This is a genomic window from Tatumella sp. JGM130 (genome assembly GCF_018257525.1).
Classification (GTDB): domain Bacteria; phylum Pseudomonadota; class Gammaproteobacteria; order Enterobacterales; family Enterobacteriaceae; genus Tatumella; species Tatumella punctata.
This window is the reverse complement of sequence record NZ_JAERJS010000003.1, coordinates 94186-114980: the sequence shown is the minus strand read 5'-3', so window position 1 is coordinate 114980 and position 20795 is coordinate 94186. Positions and strand designations below refer to the sequence as shown.

Sequence of the window (20795 nt, the reverse complement as noted above, 5' to 3'; positions counted from 1 at the left end):
TCTGGTCTGCCTGATCACCTGGAACAAAGTAACAACATAACATGCAGAGGATAGTGACAACAGCCTCCGCCACTGCCGGACCGGCAGTTAACGGCCTTTATCCGTTGCGGGTGGCTGTTTACTGGCCACTCCATTCCCGCAGCAGATTATGGTAGAGGTTAAGCAGTGACATACTGACATCAGCAGACTGTGGTTGTTGATTCAGGGTCTGGATATTTTCGTCCAGAGAAATCAGCATTGCGCGCTTTTTATCGTCACGGATCATTGACTGGATCCACATGAATGACGCCAGTCGCTCGCCCTCAGTGACCGGTGTAACGCAATGCAGGCTACTGGAAGGGTAGAGGATCATATCACCGGCGGGCAGTTTCACGCTGTGCTGCCCATAAGTATCACGGATAATCAGCTCTCCGCCCTGATAGCTGTCCGGTTCAGACAAAAACAGGGTGGCGGAAATATCAGTTCTCAGCCAGTCGTTACCTTCACGCCTGACAGCACCATCCACATGAAAACCGTAGGTGCCGCCGTCAGTATAACGGTTAAACAGCGGGCTGGAGATATTGACCGGCAGCGTTGCCGAAAAAAATTGCGGGTGGCTGTTCAGTCTGGTCAGTAAATACTGTTGCAGCTCCTGCCACTCGGCACTGCCCGTATCCACCTGCTGATTGGCTTTCACCTGCGAACCCTGAGCCCCGGTCGTTACCCGGCCATCTATCCAGTGACAGGCGGATAATTTTTCCTGCATCAGTGCGACTTCCTGCTTGCTCAGCAGACCGGTAATTTTTTTCATCATAGTGATATATCCCAGAGAGAAGGCCGCAGAATAGCTGCGGTGTGAGCAGGGCAGCAGGCTGATGTCTGAACCATCATCAGGCCGCTGGCTAGCCAGTTATTGTAATGACAATTGTTATCATGTTCATTCGTATTATTGTTTTGTTACAAAGTTACTACCAGCCTGAACAACATCATGGGCAGGTTCCGGAGAGCTGTCAGGGGACAGAGCGCAGGATAACGGTAAAATCTGAAAGGTGCGGGCCGGATAAATTATTTCCGGCCCGCGGGTCTGAGTATTACAGGCAGTAATCCATTTTAAAACATGGAGTTATTTGCGAAGCGGCTCGGTACGAACCGGTGCATCACCGGCAACATAATAAGGCGCGGTGCTGCGGGCTAATGGCTGGCGACCACGAATAATGTCGGCCATTTTTTCGCCAATCATGATGGTGGTGGCATTCAGGTTACCGGTGATAATTTCCGGCATAATAGAGGCATCCACGACCCGAAGTCCCTGCAGTCCGTGAACCCGCCCTTCAGCGTCGACAACTGCCATCTCGTCGTTACCCATTTTACAGGTACCGCAAGGGTGATAAGCCGTTTCTGCATGATTACGGACAAATTCATCCAGCTGTTCATCACTCTGGCAGTCCATGCCCGGACTCAGTTCTTTCCCGCGATATTTATCCAGCGCCGGCTGATTGATAATCTCCCGCGTCAGGCGGATACAGTCACGGAATTCCTGCCAGTCCTGTTTATGGGCCATATAGTTAAACAGAATTGACGGGTGCTGATGCGGGTCGCGTGATTTCAGCTGTACACGGCCACGACTTGGGGAACGCATTGACCCGACATGGCACTGGAACCCGTGTGCTTCAATCGCATTGGTACCATTATAATTAATCGCTACCGGCAGAAAGTGATACTGAATATTCGGCCAGTCAAATTCTTTGCGGCTTCGGATAAAACCACCGGCCTCAAACTGGTTACTGGCACCGATACCTGTACCATTAAACATCCATTCAGCACCAATTTTCGGCTGGTTCCACCATTTCAGCGCCGGATAAAGTGAGACCGGTTCTTTACATTCGTATTGCAGATACATTTCCAGGTGATCCTGTAAATTCTCACCGACTCCCGGTAAATCATGTACCAGCGGGATTGAAAATTTCTGCAATAAGGATGCCGGGCCAACCCCGGAACGCTGTAAAATCTGCGGTGAAGCAATAGCACCTGCTGACAGCAGCACTTCTTTACGGGCAGTGGCTTTGACCGGCGTACTGTTGTTGCCCTGTAAATACTCGACACCGACAGCCCGTTTGCCTTCGAACACAATCCGGTCGGTGGTGGCATGAGTAACAATTGTCAGGTTACTGCGTGATTTTGCCTGGTCCAGATAACCACGTGCGGTACTGGAACGGCGGCCGTTCTTGGTGACGGTCCGGTCCATCGGGCCGAAGCCTTCCTGCTGGTAGCCGTTCAGATCATCAGTACGCGGGTAACCTGCCTGTACACCGGCCTCCACCATTGCATCAAACAGCGGGTTTTTATCGGCTTTCGGGGTGCTGACACTGACCGGACCCTCACCGCCATGGTAATCATTAGGTCCGATATCACGGGTTTCTGCTTTACGGTAATAAGGCAGGCAATCGGCATAGGTCCAGTTTTCCAGCCCCGGCGCTTTGGCCCAGTTATCCAGATCCATGGCATTACCACGGATATAACACATACCGTTGATCAGCGACGAACCGCCCAGTCCTTTACCGCGTCCGCATTCCATACGGCGGTTGTTCATATGTGGCTCTGGTTCGGTCTCGTAGGCCCAGTTATAGCGTTTCCCCTGCAGAGGGTAAGCCAGGGCCGCAGGCATCTGGGTGCGGAAATCGGCACGGTAATCAGGACCGCCGGCTTCCAGCAGTAATACGCTGACGTTACTGTCTTCGGTCAGGCGGGTCGCCAGGACGTTGCCGGCAGAGCCGGCTCCGATAATAATATAATCAAATTCCATCATTATTCCTCAGGTTAGATGTTTAAAATACGGACTGGAAGGTTTCCAGTTCGACCTGAACAGATTTCACCCGGGTGTAACTTTGCAGTGTCATTTGACCGTTTTCGCGGCCGATCCCTGAATGCTTATAACCCCCGACAGGCATCTCGGCAGGAGATTCTCCCCAGCTATTTATCCAGCAAATACCGGCTTCCAGCTGGTGGATAATGCGGTGGGCACGGTTCAGAGACGGAGTAACCACACCTGCCGCCAGGCCAAAGTCTGTATCATTGGCGCGGCGGATAACCTCTTCTTCACTCTCATAACTGAGAATTGACATCACCGGGCCAAAAATTTCTTCGCGGACGATCTCCATGTCATCGTGGCAGTCGGTAAAGACAGTAGGTTCGACCCAGGCACCGTTTTCAAAGCCCGCAGCCGTCATTTGCTGGCCACCGGCCAGTAAACGTGCGCCGCTCTCAATACCGGAACGGATAAAACGCATGACATTATCGCGGTGAGCAAAGCTGACCAGCGGGCCAAAGTTAGTCTGTGGATCATCAGGTGATCCGGCTCGGATACGTGCAACACGGACCAGAATTTTTTCTTCAAACGCGGTTTTCAGCGTAGCGGGCACAAAAACCCGGGTACCGTTAGTACAGACCTGGCCTGAACTATAGAAGTTAGCCATCATGGCGATATCGGCCGCCAGGTCCAGATCGGCATCATCACAGATCACCAGCGGCGATTTGCCGCCGAGTTCCATGGTCACTTCTTTCAGGGTTGAGCCTGCGGCATTAGCCATCACTTTACGGCCGCTGACTACGCCGCCGGTAAATGACACTTTGTCGATGCCGGTATGTTCGGTCAGGGCCTGACCGGTGACAGCACCGGTACCCGGCAGTACGTTAAATACCCCGTCAGGAACACCGGCTTCCGTATAGATTTCTGCCAGTTTCAGTGCAGTCAGGGGAGTGACTTCGCTGGGCTTAAAAATCATTGCATTACCGGCCGCCAGGGCAGGTGCTGATTTCCATAATGCTATCTGAATCGGGTAATTCCAGGCACCGATACCGGCGACCACACCCAGCGGCTCACGGCGGGTATAGACAAAAGAGGTGTCGCGCAGCGGAATTTGCTGGCCTTCCAGGCTCGGTGCCAGTCCGGCGTAATATTCCAGTACATCGGCACCTGTAACAATATCCACAGCCAGCGTTTCGCTCAGGGGCTTTCCGGTATCCAGCGTTTCGAGAGCCGCCAGCTCGTCGTTACGTTCGCGTAACAGATCCACTGCTTTGCGCAGGATCCGCGAACGTTCCATTGCGGTCATTGCGGCCCATATTTTCTGACCTTTACGGGCAGAGGCAACGGCCAGATCAACATCCTGCTGACCCGCTTCATGGACGTCAGCCAGAATTTCACCATTGGCGGGGTTCACTGTCTGAAACTTGGAACCGCTCTGTGCGGGCACGCGGGCTCCGTTAATGTACAGGAACTGTTCTTCGAATCGGGACATAGTTTATTCTCCGTCAGTTGATTGAGTCTTTGCCAGTTGCTGACAAATAAAGTCGGTCGTAAGCTTTTTAGCGACAGCCAGATCAAAAGGCTGACCGCTCAGGGCAGCACGTAACCAGAGCCCGTCAATAAGTGCTGATAATCCATAACCGGCAATTCTTGCCTGCTCAGCTGGCAGTTCGCGGCGGAATTCAGCGGTCAGTGTCGACAGGAGACGGCGGCTGCTGGCAACCTGCAGCCGGTTCAGCATTGGCTGATGCATGCTGCTGGCCCAAAAATCCAGCCAGGCTTTCATTGCCGCACTGTGTACCTGGGTATCGTCAAAATTGCCATCGACGATGGCGGACAGCCGGGCGCGGGTGTCTGTCTCTGGCAATCCCCGCAGGCGGCGGAGGATAGCAGTACGCAACTGGGTGGTAATATCCCGCATGGCTGCTTCCAGCAGTCCGTTTTTGTCTCCGAAGTAGTGGCTGATGATCCCGGTAGATACGCCTGCACGTCTGGCTATCTGCGCGATAGTGGCATAATGCAACCCGACTTCATTAATGGTTTCCAGTGTGGCGTCAATAAGCTGACGCCGACGAATGGGCTGCATACCGACTTTAGGCATCCCCTTTACTCCCCGACACTTTGATATGAACCATTAAAACTTTTTTTGATTGAATGTTCAATATAAAAACAGAAATTGTTATGCTTGTGGTCATGCGGTACGGCTTTTCAGCCAGGGATTACCGCACTGAAATTATATAAGTTATTGTTATTTAAAATAAATAATTGGTCAGATACAGCGTGAGGCGATACGGCCAGACCGCCTGTAAAGATTGACACGGGGCAGGGAGGTGCCGTGATATTGTTGTTAATCTCATCGTGAAGTTAAACAGAGGTAACTAATGGGTAACCCACCTGCCAGCGAAAAAGACAAAATCAACCCTGTGGTGTTCTATACCTCCGCGGGGCTGATTTTGTTGTTTTCTCTGATGACGTTTTTCTACAGTGACACCTCCGCGAAAATTATCCAGTCAGCCGTAGACTGGGTATCAGCAACTTTTGGCTGGTATTACATGCTGGCGGCGACACTGTATATTGTGTTTGTGTTGTTTATGGCTGTGTCCCGTTTCGGGACGATTAAACTGGGGCCTGAGCAGTCAAAACCTGAATTCAGTCTGCCCAGCTGGGCTGCGATGCTGTTTGCGGCAGGGATTGGTATCGACCTGATGTTTTTCTCGGTTGCTGAACCAGTCACACAATATATGCAGCCGCCGGAAGGCTCAGGACAAACCCTGGAAGCTGCACGCCAGGCGATGGTCTGGACATTATTCCACTACGGGATGACTGGCTGGTCGATGTATGCCCTGATGGGGATAGCCCTCGGCTACTTTAGTTATCGTTATAATCTGCCGTTGACGATCCGCTCGGCGCTGTACCCGATTTTTGGTAAAAGAATTAACGGGCCTATTGGTCATACGGTAGATATTGCTGCGGTGATCGGGACAATTTTCGGTATCGCCACGACGCTGGGGATCGGCGTGGTTCAGCTGAACTACGGCCTGAATGTTCTGTTCCATATTCCCGACAGCCTGGGCGCAAAAGCGGCTCTGATTGTATTATCGGTAGTTATTGCGACGATTTCAGTCACCTCCGGGGTGGATAAAGGCATCAGGATGCTGTCGGAACTGAATGTGTTGCTGGCATTAGGTCTGATTATCTTCGTGCTGTTTTTTGGAAATACGGAATTCCTGCTGAATGCACTGGTACTGAATGTCGGTGATTACATTAATCGCTTTATGGGCATGACGCTGAACACCTTTGCCTTTGATCGCCCGACCCAGTGGATGAATACCTGGACCCTGTTTTTCTGGGCCTGGTGGGTTGCCTGGTCACCGTTTGTCGGCCTGTTTCTGGCGCGAATTTCACGTGGCCGTACTATCCGGGAGTTTGTCCTGGGGACTCTGATTATCCCGTTCGCTTTTACCCTGCTGTGGCTATCGGTGTTTGGTAATGCTGCCTTGTATCAGATTATTCATGGCAATGTTCAGTTCGCTATGGATGTTATGGCCCATCCGGAACGTGGTTTCTATAACCTGCTGGCTCAGTACCCGGCCTTTACGCTCAGTGCTTCGGTGGCAACCATCACCGGTCTGCTGTTCTATGTAACTTCGGCTGATTCCGGGGCACTGGTGCTGGGGAACTTTACTTCACGCCTGAAAGATATTAACAGCGATGCACCCAACTGGATCCGTATCTTCTGGTCGGTAGTTATCGGAGTACTGACGCTGGGAATGCTGATGACGAATGGTATTTCTGCGTTACAAAGCACGACGGTGATTATGGGGCTGCCGTTCAGTTTTGTGATGTTCTTTGTGATGGCTGGCTTATATAAATCACTGAAAGTTGAAGACTACCGCAGAGTCAGTGCCAGCCGGGATACGGCTCCGTATCTGGCGACAGCCAATGATCGCCGCAGCTGGAAAAAACGCTTGTCGCGGCTGATGAACTACCCCGGCACGGCCTATACCCGTGAAATGCTGGATAAAACCTGTTACCCCGCAATGCAGGAAGTGGCGAAGGAGCTGGAGTATCGTGGTGCTCAGGTAACGCTGGAAAACCTGCCTGCGGAAGAAGGTGAAGACCTGGGGCATCTGGCACTGACGGTGAATCTGGGCGAAGAGCAGAACTTTATGTATCAAATCTGGCCACAGAAATACTCTGTCCCCGGCTTCACTTACCGTGCCAGAAGTGGTAAGTCCACCTACTATCGACTGGAAACTTTTTTACTTGAAGGTAGCCAGGGGAACGATTTGATGGACTACAGTAAAGAACAGGTGATCATTGATATCCTTGATCAATATGAACGCCACCTGAACTTTATTCATTTACATCGGGAAGCGCCCGGCAATCATATCAATTTTCCACATCTGTAAGGATGATTGAAGCGCAGGGGGCACCCCTGCACCGGCCTGCCCCGCAGTACAACGGGTCAGGCCGGACCGCATGTTTTTCGGACGTTATTCATTTACCCGGTGAGGTTTTATTCTCAGGGAGATGTAATGCAAAGAATTCTGAATACCTTTCTGCCGCTATATACCACCACACTTCTGATGCTACTGGGCTCCGGCTTACTGACAACCTATGTCTCATTACGGCTGGCACATCAGAATGTCAGTGGCACCGTGATTGGTCTGATTACCGCTGCCCACTATATTGGTCTGGTGGTCGGCGGAAAAGTCGGCCATAACCTGATTGCCAGGGTAGGGCACATCCGGGCCTATGTGGCTTGTGCAGGGATTATTACTGCATCAGTGATCGGTCACTGCCTCAATGATTACATCCCCGTTTGGATCGTGCTGCGGTTTATTATTGGTCTGTGCATGATGAGCCAGTATATGGTGCTGGAAAGCTGGCTGAATGATCAGGCTGAATCAGAACAACGTGGTGTTATTTTCGGGCTGTATATGGTTGCCACCTACCTGGGGTTGTCCGCAGGACAGATCATACTTACCCTGCAATCAGGGTTTGGTATCCTGCCTCTGTTGATTGTGGCTCTGTGTTTCGCATTATGCCTGGTACCTATCTCCCTGACGACCCGCACTAAAGTCCATCCCATGTCGCCTGCTCCCCTTGAACTGGGGTATTTTCTGAAAGCGATTCCTAAGATCCTGGTGATCACCCTACTGACCGGTATGGCGACCGGGGCCTTCTATGGTATGGCGCCAGTGTATGCCAGTCAGATGGGCTTTTCGACTTCACAGATCGGCGTATTTATGGCGGCAACCATTTTTGCCGGGCTGGTGGTTCAGTTCCCGTTAAGCTGGTTATCTGACCGTTATGACCGGCAGCGGTTACTGTTCTTTACTGCCATTTTATTTCTGCTGGCCTCATTACCGCTGGCAGTGCTGAAACATGTCAGTTTTAGCATGGTGCTGGGCATCGCTTTTATTGCCAGCATGATGCAGTTTGCGTTATATCCGCTGGCGGTTGCGCTGGCAAATGACCGGATCATTGCCGAACGTCGGGTATCGCTGACGGCCTGTCTGCTGATGTCGTACGGTATCGGCGCCAGTATCGGGCCGCTACTGACCGGGGCGGTGATGCAGCCACTGGGCGGCAATATGTTGTACCTGTTTTTTGCGGTCTGCTGTGCGGTCATTATTGTGTTAACCCGTGTCCGGGAACCGCATTTGGCAGCGGATCAGGAAAATCAGGTGCCCCATGTGCCATTAACCGATGGTCTGGTGAGTTCACCACTGGCGGCTGCACTTAACCCGGTGATTGATGAACAGGATATTCAGAATACGATGGTAAATCTACCGGAGGAAGAGGCTGCTGACGGAGAACATCCTGCGGAGCCGGATAACGGCGAAAACCCTCCCCGGGATCCGCATTAATTTTTCCGGGTAAACAGCCCGTCCGGTATTGTTGCGGACGGGCTGTGACAGAATTATTTATTACCGTGCTGATACCAGGCTTTAAAATATTTCATAAAGCTGTACAGGGTGGCATAGATCCCGGTAGCCAACCCGACTTTACCCAGCCGCCAGCTGCCATTCAGCAGATACCATTTAAAAAAAGCGCCGATGGCACTGATAACACCGCGGGCCAGTGAAGGGCGGATCCGCTGATATTTAATCAGCCGGGTGGTATAGCAGTTCATCTTGGCGAACATTTCATGAAGCGAATAGAACGTATCATGGCGGACATGTCCGGGGATAATCTCACTGTGGCTTTCCCCGGTAACTTCATCGTCTACCGGCCGGTGATTAAACTTTGCCACACGCCGGTTAAACAGGCGTACCGGATAGTCGGGAGACGCGACCGGATAGATAGTTTTTACCTGTTTGCCTAATACGTACCAGTAACGGGAAATTCGCCATGCCTGATCGGCTGCCGGCTCTGCCGGGGCCGCTTTCAGTCGCATAATAAAATCCAGAGTCTGCCGGTCGAGGACCTCATCACTGTCGAGGCAAAATACCCAGTCATGTTCTGCCAGGGCAATGGCCTTATTCATCTGCTGGCCATGCATTTCATACGGACTATAGTGCGCTTCAATACCATAGTGACTGCAGATGTCGGTGGTTTCATCACTGCTGCCGGAATCAAGTACCACGATTTGATCGGCGATGGTTAACGCCGGAGGTATAACCTGCTTCAGGGTACGTGCAGAGTTAAAGGTTAACAGACAAACAGTTATTTTTATCATTGTTTCGGGTTCGTTCAGTTTATGATTTCCGAGCGTAATTATAATTAAAGCACAATACTTTTATGGTCTTTTGGTGTGGCAGTCACTCACCGGGAGCTGTTTTACGGCTGACAGAGTGATAGAAACTGTAGCCAGGTTATTCATTTTTTATAATCAACTTCGTTATGAATATTCATTTTAATTCATTAATCACAGGGCGTATGGTAGTCAGTATACTTCTTTAACCCGTTGTAAGGATGTTTTATGACCGATTATGCGATCTCTGTTAACCCTGCTACCGGCGAAGAGCTGGCCCGTTACCCGTTTCAGGGCAGCGCTGATATCGAAAGCAGCCTGCAACGCAGTGCAGATGCTTTAAAAGTGTGGCGAGTCACGCCGATGGAAACCAGGGTGACAGTATTACGCACTCTGGCGACACGGCTGCGTGAACGCTGTGAAGCCCTGGCGCAGATGATGACTCTGGAAATGGGTAAGCCTGTTGTTCAGGCGCGGGCGGAAGTGAATAAATGTGCTCAGGTTTGCGAATGGTATGCGGATAATGGCCCGGCGGTACTGGCAGCACAGCCAACTCAGGTCGAAAACCAGCAAGCCTGGCAGGAGTTTCGTCCCCTGGGAACTATTCTGGCGGTAATGCCGTGGAACTTCCCTTACTGGCAGGTATTGCGGGGGGCCGCCGGTATGCTGCTGGCCGGTAATACTTATGTGCTTAAGCATGCACCGAATGTGATGGGATGTGCCACCTTACTGCAGGAAGTCATGAATTCGGTCGGCTTTCCGCAAGGTACGTTTGAGCTGCTGAATGTGGATAACGACGGTGTTTCTCAGTTGATTAAAGACCCTCGTGTCGCTGCGGTTGCCGTGACCGGCAGTGTCAGAGCGGGGGCGGCGATTGCCACTCAGGCGGGGGCTGCACTGAAGAAGAGTGTCCTGGAGCTGGGGGGTTCCGATCCCTTTATCGTACTGGCCGATGCGGACCTGGATGAAGCAGTAAAAGCGGCGGTCGCCGGCCGTTATCAGAATACCGGACAAGTATGTATGGCTGCCAAACGCTTCATTATTGAAGCGCCGGTAGCTGAAGAGTTCGAAACCCGGTTTACCGCGGCAGTACAGGCACTGAAAATCGGAGACCCTCTGGATGAAACAACCTATCTGGGGCCGATGGCACGCTTTGACCTGCGTGATGAGTTACACCAGCAGGTGCAGGATACTTTGAAACAGGGGGCCCGGCTGGTGTGTGGCGGTGAAAAAATTGCCGGAACAGGCAATTACTATGCGCCAACTATTCTGGCTGATGTCAGTGAACAGATGACCGCGTTCCGGGAAGAAATTTTTGGCCCGGTGGCTGCCCTGACCGTGGCCCGGGACGCAGAGCATGCGCTGGCGCTGGCAAATAACAGCGAGTTTGGTCTAAGTGCGACGGTATGGACAGCCGATGAAGCACTGGCCGATCACTTTGCTGATAGCCTCGAAACCGGTGCAGTGTTTATTAATGGCTACGGAGCTTCCGATCCGCGTGTGACCATCGGCGGGGTGAAGAAAAGCGGCTACGGTCGTGAATTAAACCATTTTGGTTTGCATGAGTTCTGTAATATTCAGACCGTATGGCGTAACCGTCGCTAATTTCTGCGTGCCCTGCCTGCCGGCAGGGCACGTTTATTCCTCATTCTGTGCGGCTGGCCGCAGACGGCAAAGACCGGCGTTAATCAGACACTGACGTAACAGGTTAAACGCGGTAAAAATTTGCTGTTCATTAACGCAGGCATAGCCCAGCAGTAACCCTCGTCTTTTCTGCCGTTGCATATAATATTGCGATAATGGCCGGACACTGACGCCTTTATATAACGCATCGCGGGCAATCGCCACATCATCACTTTTATCCGGCAGAGTCATAACCAGATGCAGCCCTGCATCATGGGTATAACGGGGCATAAACATTTCTCCGAGATAACGTTGTATCAGACTGAGTAAAAATTTACGTCGCTGGTTGTACAGCAGGCGCATACGGCGGATATGGGCCGCATAATGCCCCTGGCTGATAAATTCAGAGATAGCCCGCTGAATAATTAAATGCCCCCCCCGGTACAGTTCTGCGGCCGCGGTACGTAATTCGGTTTTCAGGTTTTTAGGCACCACCAGGTAACCGATACGTAATGCCGGATACAGTGTTTTACTGAAGGTTCCCATATAGATCACCGGTGCGTCCTCTTCCAGCCCTTGTAATGACGGATACGGGCTGCCGGAAAAACGGAATTCACTGTCGTAGTCGTCTTCAATGATCCAGAATTTATGACGCCGTGCCATTGCCAGCAGAGTTTTACGTCGGCTCAGGCTGAGATGTACCCCCAGCGGGTACTGATGGGAGGGGGTGACAAAGACCATTTTTGGTGCCGGTCGCCGCGCGGTGATTTCCGGCAGCATCCCCTCTTCGTCAACCGGGACCGCATGGACATTCAGACCATTAATACGTAATAAATTACGGGTTCCCCAGTAGCCTGGTTCTTCAATCCACACTGTCTCGCCCTGGTCGCAGAGTACCCGCGACACCAGGTCCACTGCCTGATGAATACCCTCGGTAATAATAATCTGGTCGGCATCGGCACGGATAGAACGGGCTACCCGCAGATAGTCAGCCAGGGCCTGACGCAGGCTGGCGCAGCCACCGTCATTGCTGTAGATCAACTGATTAATTTCCGGTTGCTGGTTCAGTCTGGCCTGAATTTTACCCAGGGTTTTATGCGGAAATGCAGTGACATCCGGGGCACCCGGTACAAAAGCTCCCCACTGAAAAGGCGATGCGGTGGCATGGCCGAGTAATGCGGCGCCGCGGGACGACAGGCCTGCAGGTAAGGCTTGCCCGGCGGCCTCAGGAATCTGCTGGCGGGCGCTGTTCAGACAGAATTCCGGTAAGGTTTTCGCCACCCGGGTACCGCTACCGGTGCGCGAAGTAACATATCCTTCAGCCAGCAAACTATCGTAAGCATTCAGTACTGTATTACGGGATATTCCCAGCTCTTTAGCCAGATCACGGGTAGCCGGTAAACGTGTTTCAGGGGGAAATACACCGTCGATAATAGCCTGCTGTAAGACCCGCAGTAACCGCTGGTGGAGCCTGCCTTGCTGGTCAAACTGCAAACGTTCCAGCAGGTGATCGGCGTAAAGAGTTCGCAATTGGTACCTTCATTTTGCTGGTAAATGGCTCTGGAAAAATACCCTACCGGAAAGGATAAATAAATACAGTTTTATTACAAAAAAAAGTTAAGTGAACGAGGCAGAAAGAGATGAGTGATTCTAAAGAAACATTAAACCAGCGCAAACAAGATGCTCTGCCACGTGGCAACGCGGTAATGTGTGACTGGTTTGTCAGCAGTGCCGAAAATGCCACCCTGCGCGATACCGAAGGTCGCGAAGTTATCGATTTTGCCGGAGGAATTGCGGTACTGAATACCGGGCACCGTCACCCGAAAGTTGTGGCAGCCGTGGCTGAGCAACTGCAAAAGTTCACTCATACTGCTTTCCAGATTGTGCCCTATGAGAGCTATATCTCTCTGGCTGAGCGTATTAATCAGCGGGTGCCGGTCGAAGGCCCGGCAAAAACCGCTTTTTTCTCTACCGGCGCAGAAGCGGTTGAGAATGCAGTGAAAATTGCCCGCGCTTATACCGGCCGTCATGGCGTCATCACCTTTGGCGGCTCTTTCCATGGCCGTACCATGATGACCATGGCAATGACCGGTAAAGTGGCACCTTACAAACAAGATTTTGGTCCGATGGTACCTTCCGTATTCCATGCCCGTTTCCCGGTGGAGAACGAAGTGACCGTGGAGCAGGCTCTGGACAGCCTCGAAGATATCTTCCATTACGATATTGCCCCGCACAATGTGGCAGCTATCGTCCTGGAGCCGGTACAGGGTGAAGGCGGTTTCCGTGTGGCACCCTCTGAGTTTATGACGGCACTGCGTAAACTGGCAGATCAGCATGGCATCCTGCTGATTGCTGATGAAGTACAGAGTGGTTTTGCCCGTACCGGTACTCTGTTCGCGATGGAAAATTTCGAGGTTAAACCGGATATCATCACCATGGCGAAAAGCCTGGCGGGCGGTTTCCCTCTGTCTGCGGTTTCCGGTCGCGCAGAAGTGATGGATGCACCTAACCCGGGCGGGCTGGGCGGCACCTACGCCGGTAACCCGTTATCGATCGCGGCGGCCCATGCGGTACTGGATGTGATTGACGAAGAACAACTCTGTCAGCGCTCTCAGCAACTTGGCAGTGAACTGGTCAGCAGCCTGCAGGAACTGAAAAGCCGTTGTCCGGCGATCAAACAAGTCCGTGGTCTGGGATCAATGGTTGCGGCAGAGCTGAAGGATGCTGCGATTGCGAAAAAAGTACAGACGGCGGCGATGGACGAAGGCCTGTTACTGCTGACCTGCGGACAAAAAGGCAATGTTATTCGTTTCCTGTATCCGCTGACGATTCCGACCGAACAGTTCCGTCAGGGACTGACTATTCTGACCCGTGCCTTACAGCAGTATGCCGTCTGACAGGTAAACAGTCGCAGTACAGGTGTTATCCCGGAGACCGTTCCCTCCGGGATCACCGTTACCTCTCTTCCCGACCAGCGACCGTGTTGCAGCATCCTGTCTGTACCCGGCAAATAAAATTATGATGAGGGAAATCATGAGTACAATTTCTTCAAACACAGACACACTTTCACCGGGACTTAAATCGCGGCATATTCGTATGCTGTCTATTGGCGGCGTTATCGGTGCCGGACTGTTTGTCGGCTCCGGTCATGCGATTGCCGAAGCCGGCCCGGCAGTGCTAATTGCTTATCTGATTGCCGGTGCACTGGTGGTGCTGATTATGCGTATGCTGGCAGAAATGGCTGTCAGCTCACCGGATTCCGGGTCTTTTTCTACCTATGCCCATAGCGCACTGGGGCGCTGGGCCGGTTTCACGATTGGCTGGCTGTACTGGTGGTTCTGGGTACTGGTGATCCCGCTGGAGGCGAATGCGGCGGCGACGATCCTCAATAGCTGGTTCCCGCAGGTGGCTATCTGGCAATTCACTCTGGCAATTACCCTGGTGCTGACTATCTCGAACCTGTTCAGTGTCAAAAACTACGGTGAATTTGAATTCTGGCTGGCACTGGTGAAGGTGGCAGCGATAGTGGCGTTTCTGGTACTGGGGTGTGTGGCTATTTTTGGCCTGATGCCGGACAGCGAAGTCAGTGGTATGTCTCACCTCTACGACAGCGGCGGCTTTATGCCTCATGGTTTCGGGGCGGTACTGGCGGCTATTCTGACTACGATGTTCTCCTTTATGGGCACTGAGATTGTAACCATTGCTGCGGCAGAGTCGAAAAACCCCGGCAAAGAGATTTCAAAAGCCACTAACTCAGTCATCTGGCGAATTGCGCTGTTTTACCTGCTGTCGATTCTGTTTATTGTTTCTCTGGTTCCCTGGAATACCCCGGATCTGGCAACGAAAGGTTCTTACCAGACGGTACTGGAAATGATGAATATTCCCCATGCCCGTCTGATTGTCGATATTGTGGTACTGACTGCGGTATGCAGTTGCCTGAATTCTGCACTTTATACCTCATCACGCATGCTGTATTCACTGGCGACCCGTAAAGATGCACCCGCGGCAGCGGCAAAAACCAGCCGCAGTGGTACACCGCGGGTAGCGGTATTGTTATCAACGGCCATGGCTTTTCTGGCGGTATTCGCCAACTATGTTGCTCCGGCAGAAGTGTTTAACTTCCTGCTTGCCAGCTCAGGCGCCATTGCTTTGCTGGTGTATCTGGTGATCGCCTGCTCACAACTGGTAATGCGTAAACGAATGGAGGCCCGCGATGAAGTCCCGGATTTTAAAATGTGGTTATTCCCGGGACTGACCTGGTTTGTGATAGTGGTGATTGCAGGGATTCTGGGTTCTATGTTGTTTATGCCTGATCACCGTATCGAAATCATTGCTACCGGTATTCTGGCATTGCTGGTGGTACTGACCGGGCTGGCGTTACATCACCGGCAGCGCAGCAGCCGCCGGTTTACGGAAACACGGCGCAGCGGCGCGTAATTTTACCCGGCCGGCACCACAGCGAGATGAACTACCGCGGGCCCGATGCCCGCGGTAGTTTTTTCTGTCGGTTGCGTGGCCGTTCTCCTGCGGAGCCGCCTCGGCAGGTGATGGTTGCTGCTTATTATCTAATGGAATTAGAATAGCCATTTTTGGAATTTGCGATTCAATGGGTATTAAATGACAATGATCCTGATCACAACCTTGTGAGTTTTTAAAGCTACACAGGGTATATAACCCATGTTATCTAACGCGAAGCCTGGTGCCTGGCGTTTTTCTTTTATTCCCGTTCGGGAAATTTTTGCAGCTAACCAGGAGAACAATTCCGGTGAACGTATTTTTAAAAGGCATAGCTTTGGTTGTTTCAGCACTGAGTGTCACCAGTGTCAGTGCCGCCGATCTGTCTGTCCCTACTCATAGTTCATTACAGGTACAGGCTGATCCGGCGCTCAGTAAACTGTTACCGGCAGATATTGCGAAGCGTGGTTATATTGTGGCGGCAACCAACCCTAATACGCCGCCAACCACTTTTTTTGAAACGGATAATAAAACACTGGCTGGCCGTGAAATCGACGTGATGAATGCCGTCGGTGAGCGCCTTGGTATTAAAGTACAGTGGCGTGACAGTGGCGGATTCGACAACATTATCCCGGGGCTGAAAACCGGTCGTTATGATGTCGCCTTATCAAATATCAATGCGACAAAAATACGACTGAAACTGGTCGATTTTGTCAGCTATTATGATGCCAGTAAATTAGGCGTTATTTCTCTCAAGTCTTCCGGTATTACCCCGTTTACCTCATTTGATGCCCTGTGTGGCAGTCAGGTCGGAGCCGGCGCCGGAACGACCCAGGTAACGCGACTGGAAGACGCCAGTAAAGCCTGTCAGGCCGCGGGTAAAAAACCGATTCAGGTCGCCGTATTCCCTGATCGCCCGGCAGGTGTACAGGCGGTAGTCAGCGGGCGGGTGCCAATGTTCCTTGGCCCGTATGAAGGTCTGATCTGGCAGGTGAAACAAATTAAACCGGCGACCATCAGTGGCGTACTGACGGTAAATGATGCGCCGGTATCGGTCGCATTCCCGAAAGACTCACCTTTAGAGCCTGCGGTACAGGCAGCGCTTAACTCCCTGATCAAAGATGGTTCTTACCAGAAAATCCTCGACCACTGGGGGATTGGCTTTGGTGCAGTGAAACAGTCACTTCGTAATGACGAGATCTTTAAATGAAACCCGTCACTGCACCGACAGATGAATTGAGAATTGTCGGTAAACGTTATTATGGCCGCTGGCTGAGTGCACTGGTGGTGTTGCTATGTGTGGCGGGTATTGTCCAGTCAATGGTTAATAACCCGCGCTTTGAATGGCAGGTAATCGCCGATAACTTCACTGAAGCATCGATTTTGCAGGGGGTGTTAATGACCCTGCATCTGACGGTGATTTCAGTGGTGCTGGGCTTCTTCTTCGGTACTCTGCTGGCACTGATGCGTTTATCGTCTAATCCCGTGTTGTCGACGGTGAGCTGGGCTTATACCTGGTTTTTCCGCGGGGTGCCGATGCTGGTTCAGTTATTCCTCTGGTATAACATTGCAGCCCTGTATCCGACACTGTCGTTTTCCCTGCCGGGAGTGGGCGAACTGTGGAGCGTACAGTCCAACACCCTGATCAGTCCGTTCACCGCTGCAGTGATTGCGCTGGTGATGCATCAGTCCGCCTATGCAGCTGAGATTGTACGTGCGGGGATCCAGAGTGTCAGTAACGGGCAAATTGAAGCCGCACGTGCACTGGGCTATCGTCCGGCACAAATCTTTCGTTATACGGTGCTGCCACAGGCGATGCGCGCTATTCTGCCTCCGGCCGGTAATGAAGTAATTGGTCAGCTGAAAACTACGGCTGTGGTATCGGTGATTTCTCTGCAGGATGTACTATTTTCTGCTCAGATTATTTATCAGCGGACCTATGAAGTCATCCCGCTATTGCTGGTCGCAACGCTGTGGTACTTACTGATGACTTCTGTGTTATCTGTTGGTCAGTACTATGTTGAACGTTATTTTTCCCGCGGGGTGGGACGGCGTGAGCCGCCAGCGCTGTTCAGGGTATTATCACGTCTGACGGGTAAAGGATCTGCAGGAGAGTCCCATGGCTGAAGCGATTTATTTACGTAAAGTCACCAAACGTTTCTCCGGAAATACTATTCTGGATCAGGTGGACCTGGATATTCCGGCCGGGTCAGTGACAGTGATCCTTGGTCCTTCCGGGTCAGGTAAGTCGACACTGCTGCGGTGCATTAATCATCTGGAAAAACTGGATGGCGGTACTATCCGTGTGGGCGATGAGCTGGTGGGATACCATCAGAAAGGTCATGCATTGTATGAATTGGGGAGCCGTGAGGTCGCCAGACAACGACGTGATATCGGGATGGTGTTCCAGCAGTTTAATCTGTTCCCTCACCGGACGGTATTGCAAAACATCATTGATGCACCGATGCGGGTCAGAAAACAGGGCCGTCAGGAAAGTATTACCCGTGCACGGGAACTGCTGAAACAGGTAGGGCTGGCTGGTCGTGAAAACGAGTGGCCGCAAAACCTGTCCGGCGGGCAGCAACAGCGGGTAGCGATTGCCAGAGCACTGGCGATGAATCCCGGGGTTATGCTGTTTGACGAACCCACTTCGGCGCTGGATCCTGAGCTGGTAGGTGAAGTTTTACAGGTGATTAAACAACTGGCCCATTCAGGGATCACTATGGTTATCGTGACCCATGAAATCGGATTTGCCCGTGAGGTTGCTGATAACATTGTGTTTATGGAATCAGGCAATATTGTGGCAGCCGGGCCTGTTCAGCAGGTACTGGATGATCCGCAAAACGGACGGGTACGTGAGTTTGTTGCAACGGTGCTTTAAGCACCGTTTTTTTTAGTGGCGGAATAATGTCCTCATCCCAAAAAATGCACAGTGCCCACTGGGGTGCTTTTCAGGCAGAACTTCAGCAAGACAACGTCAGTATAACCCCGTTTGCCGGTGATCCCGATCCCAGCCCGTTACTGGGCAATTTTACCAATGCGTTAACTCATCCGGTGCGTGTCACCCGGCCGATGATACGCCGCGGCTGGCTGGAGCAAGGGCCGGGGGCAGATACCCGACGGGGGAATGATGAATATCTGCCCGTCAGCTGGCCAGAGGCGATTGCACTGGTCAGTGGTGAACTGCGGCGGGTAAATTCAGCATACGGGCCGGAGGCAGTATTCGGCGGCTCTTACGGCTGGTCGAGTGCCGGTCGTTTTCACCATGCCCAGAGCCAGGTGCATCGTTTTCTGAATACGACGCTCGGCGGTTATGTCCGTTCGGTAAACAGTTACAGTTCCGGATCTGCTGCCGTTTTGTTGCCCCATATTGTCGGGCCGATGGATGAAATTGCCCGCCGGGGTGTCAGCTGGCAGGAAATTTCGGCAAACAGCGATATTGTGCTGGCTTTCGGCGGCCTGGCTCTGAAAAATTCACAGGTTGCCAGCGGCGGTATCAGTGAACACACGGAACGTAGTTTTATGCAGCAGGCGGCTGCCCGGGGGACGCGTTTTATTTCCGTCAGCCCGCTGGCCAGTGATTTACCGGCTGAAGCGGCCGGTGAGTGGCTGTCGATTATTCCCGGTACTGATGCGGCTTTTATCCTTGGTTTACTGTCGGTATTGATTGAACGACAACTGACGGATGAAGATTTTCTGGCCAGCTACTGTACTGGCTGGCCACAGATGGTTGCCTATCTCCGTGGCGATGAAGATGGCGTGGTACGTGATGCCTGCTGGGCGGCAGAGATCTGTGGTGTCAGTGCCGCACAAATCAGGACCCTGGCGGAGGCGTTACCTCACCGGCGGGTGCTGGTGACTGTGGCTCATGCCTTGCAGCGTTCTGAACACGGGGAACAACCTGTCTGGCTCGCATTGGTGCTGGCGGCGGCGCTGGGGCAACCCGGATTACCGGGCGGCGGATTTACTTATGCACTGGGGGCGCTCGGGCACTATGGTAAATTGTTTAACCGCGTCAGTTTTCCTTCGTTGCCCCAGGGACGTAACGGTATTGACCGTTTTATCCCGGTGGCAAAAATTGCCGATATGCTGCTGCAGCCGGGAGAGCATTTTGATTACAATGGCCGCCGCCTGAGGTATCCGCATATCCGGCTGGTGTACTGGGCGGGCGGCAATCCTTTCCACCATCATCAGGATTTGGCACGGTTACGGCGTGCATTTTGTCAGCCGGATACACTGATTGTCCATGAAACGGCCTGGACGGCGACCGCCAGACATGCCGATATCGTACTGCCTGCCACCATGACGCTGGAACGGGAGGATATCGGCGGGGCACCGACCGACCGGCATCTGTTTGCGATGGAGCCGGTGGCTGAGCCCGCGGGTCTGGCACGGGATGATTTTACAATTTTCACCGAACTGGCCAGGGCCCTCGGCAGAGAACAGGAATTTACTGAAGGACGCACAGCCAGACAATGGTTGCAATCCATGTACCGGCAGTTACAGGGGAAGCTGGCTGAGTTACAGGCTAGTCTGCCGGATTACGACACATTCCGCCGTCAGGGAGTGCTGCAGCTGCCTCAGCACACGGAAAGTGGCCTGATGATGAAAGCATTTCGTCAGGATCCCCGGCGATCACCGTTACCGACCCCGAGTGGCAGAATCGAGATCTTCTCGGAAACGATTGCCGGTTTCGGCTATGCAGATTGCCCGGGCCATCCGGTATGGCTACCTCCGACAGAACAGGCTGTGGCGGGAGAGTCATACTGGCTGATTGCTAATCAGCCAGCCACCCGGTTACATAGCCAGCTGGATTTTGGCAATTACAGCCAGCGCAGTAAACGGCAGGATCGTGAGGTGTGTTGCCTGCATCCGGAGGATGCACAGGCTGCCGGTATTGGTGAGGGCGATATTATTGAGCTGTACAATGATCGGGGCAGGGCGCTGGCCAGCGTCAGTCTCAGCCGTCAGATCCGTCAGGGGGTGATACAACTGCCGACCGGTGCCTGGTATGATCCTGAAGATCCTCTGGCAGAAAGGCCGCTGTGCCGGCATGGTAACCCGAATGTACTGACCCGGGATGCCGGAACATCTTCGCTGGCACAGGGCTGCACCGGGCAAATCACCGTGGTGAAAATAAAGAAATTCAGGGGTGATTTACCGCCAGTACAGGCGTTTATTCCGCCGGAAGCGGATGCCTGACAGGCGCCTGAGTATTAACTCAGGCGA

The 20795-nt window shown here is 52.5% G+C and carries 15 protein-coding genes; 9 read left to right on the top strand and 6 right to left on the bottom strand.

Going from position 1 to position 20795, the window contains the following annotated elements:
* Nucleotides 1-118: 118 nt before the first annotated feature.
* From JK211_RS02355 to betI, 4 genes are all read right to left on the bottom strand, one after another.
* Nucleotides 119-793: a Fe2+-dependent dioxygenase gene (locus JK211_RS02355; protein ID WP_212707068.1), complete on the bottom strand. Its 675-nt coding sequence runs from the start codon at nt 791-793 to the stop codon at nt 119-121.
* A 309-nt stretch (nt 794-1102) separates the two neighbouring features.
* Nucleotides 1103-2782, bottom strand: coding sequence for a choline dehydrogenase (betA, locus tag JK211_RS02350; protein WP_212707132.1), 1680 nt, complete (start codon nt 2780-2782; stop codon nt 1103-1105).
* A 22-nt stretch (nt 2783-2804) separates the two neighbouring features.
* Entirely contained in the window at nt 2805-4277 is a 1473-nt protein-coding gene (gene betB / locus JK211_RS02345) for a betaine-aldehyde dehydrogenase (protein WP_212707067.1), read from the bottom strand.
* A 3-nt stretch (nt 4278-4280) separates the two neighbouring features.
* Complete coding sequence (betI, locus tag JK211_RS02340; RefSeq protein WP_212707066.1) at nt 4281-4886, bottom strand: transcriptional regulator BetI; 606 nt, start codon at nt 4884-4886, stop codon at nt 4281-4283.
* A gap of 280 nt (nt 4887-5166) precedes the next feature.
* Between betI and JK211_RS02335 the strand changes: the two genes are divergently transcribed.
* Nucleotides 5167-7197 carry a choline transporter gene (locus JK211_RS02335; protein ID WP_212707065.1) on the top strand — a complete coding sequence of 677 codons (2031 nt, stop codon included), beginning with the start codon at nt 5167-5169 and terminating at the stop codon, nt 7195-7197.
* A gap of 126 nt (nt 7198-7323) precedes the next feature.
* Nucleotides 7324-8661: an MFS transporter gene (locus JK211_RS02330; RefSeq protein WP_212707064.1), complete on the top strand. Its 1338-nt coding sequence runs from the start codon at nt 7324-7326 to the stop codon at nt 8659-8661.
* A gap of 53 nt (nt 8662-8714) precedes the next feature.
* Here JK211_RS02330 and JK211_RS02325 read toward each other — a convergent pair whose 3' ends face one another.
* Nucleotides 8715-9473: a glycosyltransferase family 2 protein gene (locus tag JK211_RS02325; protein WP_212707063.1), complete on the bottom strand. Its 759-nt coding sequence runs from the start codon at nt 9471-9473 to the stop codon at nt 8715-8717.
* Nucleotides 9474-9716: 243 nt separating this feature from the next.
* Between JK211_RS02325 and JK211_RS02320 the strand changes: the two genes are divergently transcribed.
* A complete protein-coding gene (locus tag JK211_RS02320; protein ID WP_212707062.1) occupies nt 9717-11093 on the top strand; it encodes an aldehyde dehydrogenase family protein in 1377 nt (458 codons plus the stop codon).
* Nucleotides 11094-11126: 33 nt separating this feature from the next.
* On the opposite strand, the gene JK211_RS02315 is transcribed toward JK211_RS02320, so the two are convergent.
* Nucleotides 11127-12641 (bottom strand): PLP-dependent aminotransferase family protein, encoded by a 1515-nt coding sequence (locus JK211_RS02315; RefSeq protein ID WP_212707061.1) that lies wholly within the window; start codon nt 12639-12641, stop codon nt 11127-11129.
* 110 nt (nt 12642-12751) lie between these two features.
* Between JK211_RS02315 and gabT the strand changes: the two genes are divergently transcribed.
* The 6 genes from gabT to JK211_RS02285 all read left to right on the top strand — a co-directional run bounded on the left by gabT (nt 12752) and on the right by JK211_RS02285 (nt 20768).
* A complete protein-coding gene (gene gabT / locus JK211_RS02310; RefSeq protein WP_212707060.1) occupies nt 12752-14008 on the top strand; it encodes a 4-aminobutyrate--2-oxoglutarate transaminase in 1257 nt (418 codons plus the stop codon).
* Between the two features lie 136 nt (nt 14009-14144).
* Nucleotides 14145-15548: a GABA permease gene (gene gabP / locus JK211_RS02305; protein WP_212707059.1), complete on the top strand. Its 1404-nt coding sequence runs from the start codon at nt 14145-14147 to the stop codon at nt 15546-15548.
* Between the two features lie 370 nt (nt 15549-15918).
* Nucleotides 15919-16776, top strand: a complete 858-nt coding sequence (locus tag JK211_RS02300) for an ABC transporter substrate-binding protein (RefSeq protein WP_371734571.1) — start codon at nt 15919-15921, stop codon at nt 16774-16776.
* Nucleotides 16773-17693 carry an amino acid ABC transporter permease gene (locus JK211_RS02295; RefSeq protein WP_212707057.1) on the top strand — a complete coding sequence of 307 codons (921 nt, stop codon included), beginning with the start codon at nt 16773-16775 and terminating at the stop codon, nt 17691-17693. The genes JK211_RS02300 and JK211_RS02295 overlap by 4 nt, the downstream gene beginning before the upstream one ends.
* Complete coding sequence (locus JK211_RS02290) at nt 17686-18447, top strand: amino acid ABC transporter ATP-binding protein (protein ID WP_212707056.1); 762 nt, start codon at nt 17686-17688, stop codon at nt 18445-18447. The genes JK211_RS02295 and JK211_RS02290 overlap by 8 nt, the downstream gene beginning before the upstream one ends.
* Nucleotides 18448-18473: 26 nt before the next feature.
* Nucleotides 18474-20768, top strand: coding sequence for a molybdopterin-dependent oxidoreductase (locus JK211_RS02285; RefSeq protein ID WP_212707055.1), 2295 nt, complete (start codon nt 18474-18476; stop codon nt 20766-20768).
* Nucleotides 20769-20795 lie beyond the last annotated feature (27 nt).

Excerpts from the sequence above, each read along its gene's own strand:
- JK211_RS02355 (WP_212707068.1), bottom strand. The coding sequence starts at position 793 with ATGATGAAAAAAATTACCGGTCTGCTGAGCAAGCAGGAAGTCGCACTG.
- betA (WP_212707132.1), bottom strand. The coding sequence starts at position 2,782 with ATGGAATTTGATTATATTATTATCGGAGCCGGCTCTGCCGGCAACGTC.
- betB (WP_212707067.1), bottom strand. The coding sequence starts at position 4,277 with ATGTCCCGATTCGAAGAACAGTTCCTGTACATTAACGGAGCCCGCGTG.
- betI (WP_212707066.1), bottom strand. The coding sequence starts at position 4,886 with ATGCCTAAAGTCGGTATGCAGCCCATTCGTCGGCGTCAGCTTATTGAC.
- JK211_RS02335 (WP_212707065.1), top strand. The coding sequence starts at position 5,167 with ATGGGTAACCCACCTGCCAGCGAAAAAGACAAAATCAACCCTGTGGTG.
- JK211_RS02330 (WP_212707064.1), top strand. The coding sequence starts at position 7,324 with ATGCAAAGAATTCTGAATACCTTTCTGCCGCTATATACCACCACACTT.
- JK211_RS02325 (WP_212707063.1), bottom strand. The coding sequence starts at position 9,473 with ATGATAAAAATAACTGTTTGTCTGTTAACCTTTAACTCTGCACGTACC.
- JK211_RS02320 (WP_212707062.1), top strand. The coding sequence starts at position 9,717 with ATGACCGATTATGCGATCTCTGTTAACCCTGCTACCGGCGAAGAGCTG.
- gabT (WP_212707060.1), top strand. The coding sequence starts at position 12,752 with ATGAGTGATTCTAAAGAAACATTAAACCAGCGCAAACAAGATGCTCTG.
- gabP (WP_212707059.1), top strand. The coding sequence starts at position 14,145 with ATGAGTACAATTTCTTCAAACACAGACACACTTTCACCGGGACTTAAA.
- JK211_RS02295 (WP_212707057.1), top strand. The coding sequence starts at position 16,773 with ATGAAACCCGTCACTGCACCGACAGATGAATTGAGAATTGTCGGTAAA.
- JK211_RS02290 (WP_212707056.1), top strand. The coding sequence starts at position 17,686 with ATGGCTGAAGCGATTTATTTACGTAAAGTCACCAAACGTTTCTCCGGA.
- JK211_RS02285 (WP_212707055.1), top strand. The coding sequence starts at position 18,474 with ATGTCCTCATCCCAAAAAATGCACAGTGCCCACTGGGGTGCTTTTCAG.